This window comes from Plesiomonas sp., assembly GCF_051650925.1.
Taxonomy (GTDB): domain Bacteria; phylum Pseudomonadota; class Gammaproteobacteria; order Enterobacterales; family CAMTGL01; genus Plesiomonas.
In genome coordinates, this window is the sequence record NZ_JBOFRH010000450.1 from 1 (window position 1) to 3,649 (window position 3,649).

The following is a 3,649-nucleotide window of genomic DNA, read 5'->3' on the forward strand; positions in this document are numbered from 1 at the left end:
GTGCCGAACAGGGGCGTTTATACGCCATTAATGTAGATGATTTTGCCCCACATACACTGGCGGCATACCATACCGATAAAAGGGTGAAACCGGCTTTAGCTGCCGTCGCACACACTGAACAAGCGGTTTCTTAGCCAAAATAAAAAGAGAGTCCTGCTGTCACGCTCGCTGCAACATCTGGCCGTGACAGCAAAATAATGCAGCATGCCTCGCGCTTTTGTTATCCAAAAAATAAGTTATGTAACGGATGCAACCCCCATTAAATAACAGGATATACACTGAAAAAGTGGCTCGCTTTAATTAACAACAAAAATTGACCACAGAGGCGACACCGACAACAGAAAGTCCCGAGGGAGCAGATCATGATACGTCAAACGGCAAACGGGCGAACACACCTATTGCATGCATCACCCAGTGTGAAAAATAGCCCATCACACCCTATCCACGCCTATCAACAACCGGTATACCCCGAGCCACAATCAGGCACTGAGCAAGCCGCTTATCAGCACACCTGTTATCGCCATAGCCAGCGATCACTCTCAACGCATCCGACACTGACATTAGTCGCCGGCATGGTTCGCCACCGCCACCCACGCTACGTACAAGCCTTTCAGCAGGGAAAGGCGCGCTGGTATCATATGCCCGTCAGCACCAGCCAGCGGCAACAAATCTCAGCCGTTATGATGTCGGCAATCCGTTACTGTGCGATTGCCATGCCCTGCACGGACATGCGGGTTCAGAAAATACAGACCGTCTATCCGGTAATCAGCATTCGCTTGGTACCACGCGATCAGCTTACCGCCGAACAGACTGGCAGCTATAAGGAAAATGCCCCCACGGAAAAACAGTACTGGCTGTTTGAACTTGGTGAGCCGCAACACTTACCACACGCCATCATCAAACCCAATACCACCGATTTTAGCTTTAAACTCACTGATTATACGGCCTTACAACGCAACACTACATGGCAGCACCTGCCACCTGCACCTTTAGCGCAGAGCGTCAATTTGACGGAGATACACCGCTAACATCGGGTGATTGACTGATGTAATACTGCCGAACCACACAACCCAATCGGTTGGATTACTGCTATTTTCCAAACACTTGCCGAATGTAAGATAACAATCACAGAAAATGAAAAATCAGTAAGGGAAACCGGAAATAGCAGATGAGAGATAGGCGGCGTTGCTGAAGATCACGAGAAGAACAACAAAAAAGGGCGCTGCAGCGCCCCCTTTTCAATATGAAGATCAGGCTGTTATCAATATAAGGCTTTGGTTCAATTTTTCTTCATATCACACACAAGAGCAGTGAACGAGATCCTGTTTCAGACATACCCACCTCGGCAGCGCAGACACTTTTTACCTATCGTGACAGGATATGGCTGACGTTTTTTTTGATCAGTACTCTCATGAATGACACAAGACAGTGAAAATTAACGGGCGATTTCACTGTAATGATGTTCTTGGTAATTTTGTACCAAATAGCTGTTTACTATATCGTTGAATGCAATCCAATGTGGGGTTTTCTGGTGTGCAGCCAGCACTTCTTTGTTATCCCAGTATTCGATTAAAGCATACTGGTTTTCCTGCGCTGCATTGTTCCATAACTGATAAAAAGTGCAGCCATCTTCCTTGTTGGATTCCGTAACCATGGTATTCAGTAAGGCGAGAAAGTCAGTTTTCTTTTCTGGTTTTACGGTAAAAAATACATTAAGGGTGATCATATCATTCTCTTTTTTATCTGTGTGAATCAGGCCATTAAGCAAACTCAAGTGGTCAAGCTGAAACTGAGTCATCCTCATTCAACCAAGTTCCCTTCTGAATAAGCTCAATCTGGTGGCCATCGGGATCGGTCACAAAAGCAATTACTGTGCGTCCATGCGCCATAGGGCCGGCATCTCGTATAACCTGGTATCCCAAATCTTTACACCGCTGACAAATGGCATAAATATCGTCTACCTCTATGGCAATATGGCCGAAATAATCACCATGCTGATAGACATCGTTATCCCAATTATGGGTCAGCTCAACGGCAGTACCCTCAGCTTCCGGCTGATAGCCCATAAAGGTCAGGGTGAAACGCCCCTCTGGAAAGGTATTCTGTCGTAGCATTTGCATATTCAGAACTTGCTTGTAAAAGGCAACTGACGCATCGAGTGATTTTACCCGCAGCATAGAATGTAAAATCCGCATGGTGACTCCTGTTTAAATATGTGCTTTTGGTACGCGACAGATTCTACGGATTATTATTTTCACTAAAAGTGAAATATAATGAACAATATATTCATAAAAAATGAAGGAATTAATGAACAACAGCCAATTAGCCGCCTTTTGTAAAGTCGTCGAATCAGAGAGCGTGACAGCCGCTGCCGCCCAGCTTTTCTGTGTACCTTCCAATATCACAAAGAAAATCAAAGAGCTGGAAAGCGAGTTTGAAGTCATGCTCTTCACTCGAGACCGCAACAGGCTACTAGTCACCCCTGAAGGGCGGATCTTTTACCAAAATGCTAAACAGGCACTGCAATTAGAAGAACAGGGTCGGCAGTTGTTTACTCGAGATCAGTTACGGGGAATCTTGCACATAGGCGCACTGGATATCGCCCTCAGCCATTACCTGCCGACACAGATCGCCGCTTTTCGAGCACAGCATCAGGATATTCAGTTGAATATCACTCCAGGCTATTCACTGGATCTGGAATATCAACTGCTCAAGGGTGAGCGGGATATCATCTTCTCTGACGGGCCTATTCAGCACCCACTGTTACAAAGCCAACTGGCCTTCGCCGAAGAGCTCGTACTGATCGGGGCTGATTTTGAGCCGGCCCTGTTGAGCCAGCGCGATCTCTACGTATTTACTCGCCAATGTCATTACCGGCATCTCATCGATCGCTGGATCAAACAACATGCGGTCATGCCGCGAGCCATTCTGGAGATAGAGTCCTACCCTGTTATTTTTGCCTGTGTCCGTGCAGGACTAGGTTTTGCCTTAGTGCCAAAGAGTCTGGCCGAGAGTGAGCATCTGGCCTACTTAGTCCAACCAGACAGGATCAATTGCGATATCTACACCATCTGGCGCAGTACTCATGCAAGCCCACTGTTACAAGATTTCATCCACTCAATCACAGCACCTAACACCGATATCAAGGTGCACAAAAAGTGATCTCATCATTCTGAAACCGTATTTTTCGCCATGTGTTCAAAGAGTGTTCGCGAGCTGCGGGAAACAGTGCATTGATATCGAAGATAAGGGCGTTGGGGTATCAGATGGCTTGATTCAATATCTGCCGTTTGGTGAAGGGAATGAGGCATTTCGGTAATGGTTATGGCATAACTGCGTATGCACAGCCAATGTTCAGACAATAAAAAAGCCCAACCGAATAAATCAGTTGGGCTTATATATTGGCGGAGCGGACGGGACTCGAACCCGCGACCCCCGGCGTGACAGGCCGGTATTCTAACCGACTGAACTACCGCTCCGCGAAACTGCTATGAAGCTTACGCTTCAATTACTCTGCTCTGTTCATGGGAAGCAGAATAATTTTAAATTAATTGGCGGAGCGGACGGGACTCGAACCCGCGACCCCCGGCGTGACAGGCCGGTATTCTAACCGACTGAACTACCGCTCCGCGAAACTGGTGTGAAGCTT

4 protein-coding genes and 2 tRNA genes are annotated in these 3,649 nt (G+C 47.0%); 2 read left to right on the top strand and 4 right to left on the bottom strand.

Going from position 1 to position 3,649, the window contains the following annotated elements:
* Positions 1 to 362: 362 nt before the first annotated feature.
* The gene (locus ACRC27_RS10930) at positions 363 to 1,028 is read left to right on the top strand and encodes a hypothetical protein (protein WP_438639870.1); all 666 of its coding nucleotides are present in this window, start codon (positions 363 to 365) and stop codon (positions 1,026 to 1,028) included.
* A gap of 407 nt (positions 1,029 to 1,435) precedes the next feature.
* Here ACRC27_RS10930 and ACRC27_RS10935 read toward each other — a convergent pair whose 3' ends face one another.
* Together ACRC27_RS10935 and gloA are read right to left on the bottom strand one after the other, a co-directional pair.
* Positions 1,436 to 1,804 carry a putative quinol monooxygenase gene (locus tag ACRC27_RS10935; RefSeq protein ID WP_438622402.1) on the bottom strand — a complete coding sequence of 123 codons (369 nt, stop codon included), beginning with the start codon at positions 1,802 to 1,804 and terminating at the stop codon, positions 1,436 to 1,438.
* Positions 1,779 to 2,195 (bottom strand): lactoylglutathione lyase, encoded by a 417-nt coding sequence (gloA, locus tag ACRC27_RS10940; RefSeq protein ID WP_438630982.1) that lies wholly within the window; start codon positions 2,193 to 2,195, stop codon positions 1,779 to 1,781. Before gloA ends, ACRC27_RS10935 begins: the two co-directional genes overlap by 26 nt.
* 112 nt (positions 2,196 to 2,307) lie before the next feature.
* Between gloA and ACRC27_RS10945 the strand changes: the two genes are divergently transcribed.
* Positions 2,308 to 3,162 (top strand): LysR family transcriptional regulator, encoded by an 855-nt coding sequence (locus tag ACRC27_RS10945; protein WP_438639871.1) that lies wholly within the window; start codon positions 2,308 to 2,310, stop codon positions 3,160 to 3,162.
* A gap of 240 nt (positions 3,163 to 3,402) precedes the next feature.
* On the opposite strand, the gene ACRC27_RS10950 is transcribed toward ACRC27_RS10945, so the two are convergent.
* Together ACRC27_RS10950 and ACRC27_RS10955 are read right to left on the bottom strand one after the other, a co-directional pair.
* A tRNA-Asp gene (locus tag ACRC27_RS10950) sits at positions 3,403 to 3,479 on the bottom strand.
* A gap of 73 nt (positions 3,480 to 3,552) precedes the next feature.
* Positions 3,553 to 3,629 (bottom strand) — tRNA-Asp (locus ACRC27_RS10955).
* Between the last annotated feature and the right edge of the window lie 20 nt (positions 3,630 to 3,649).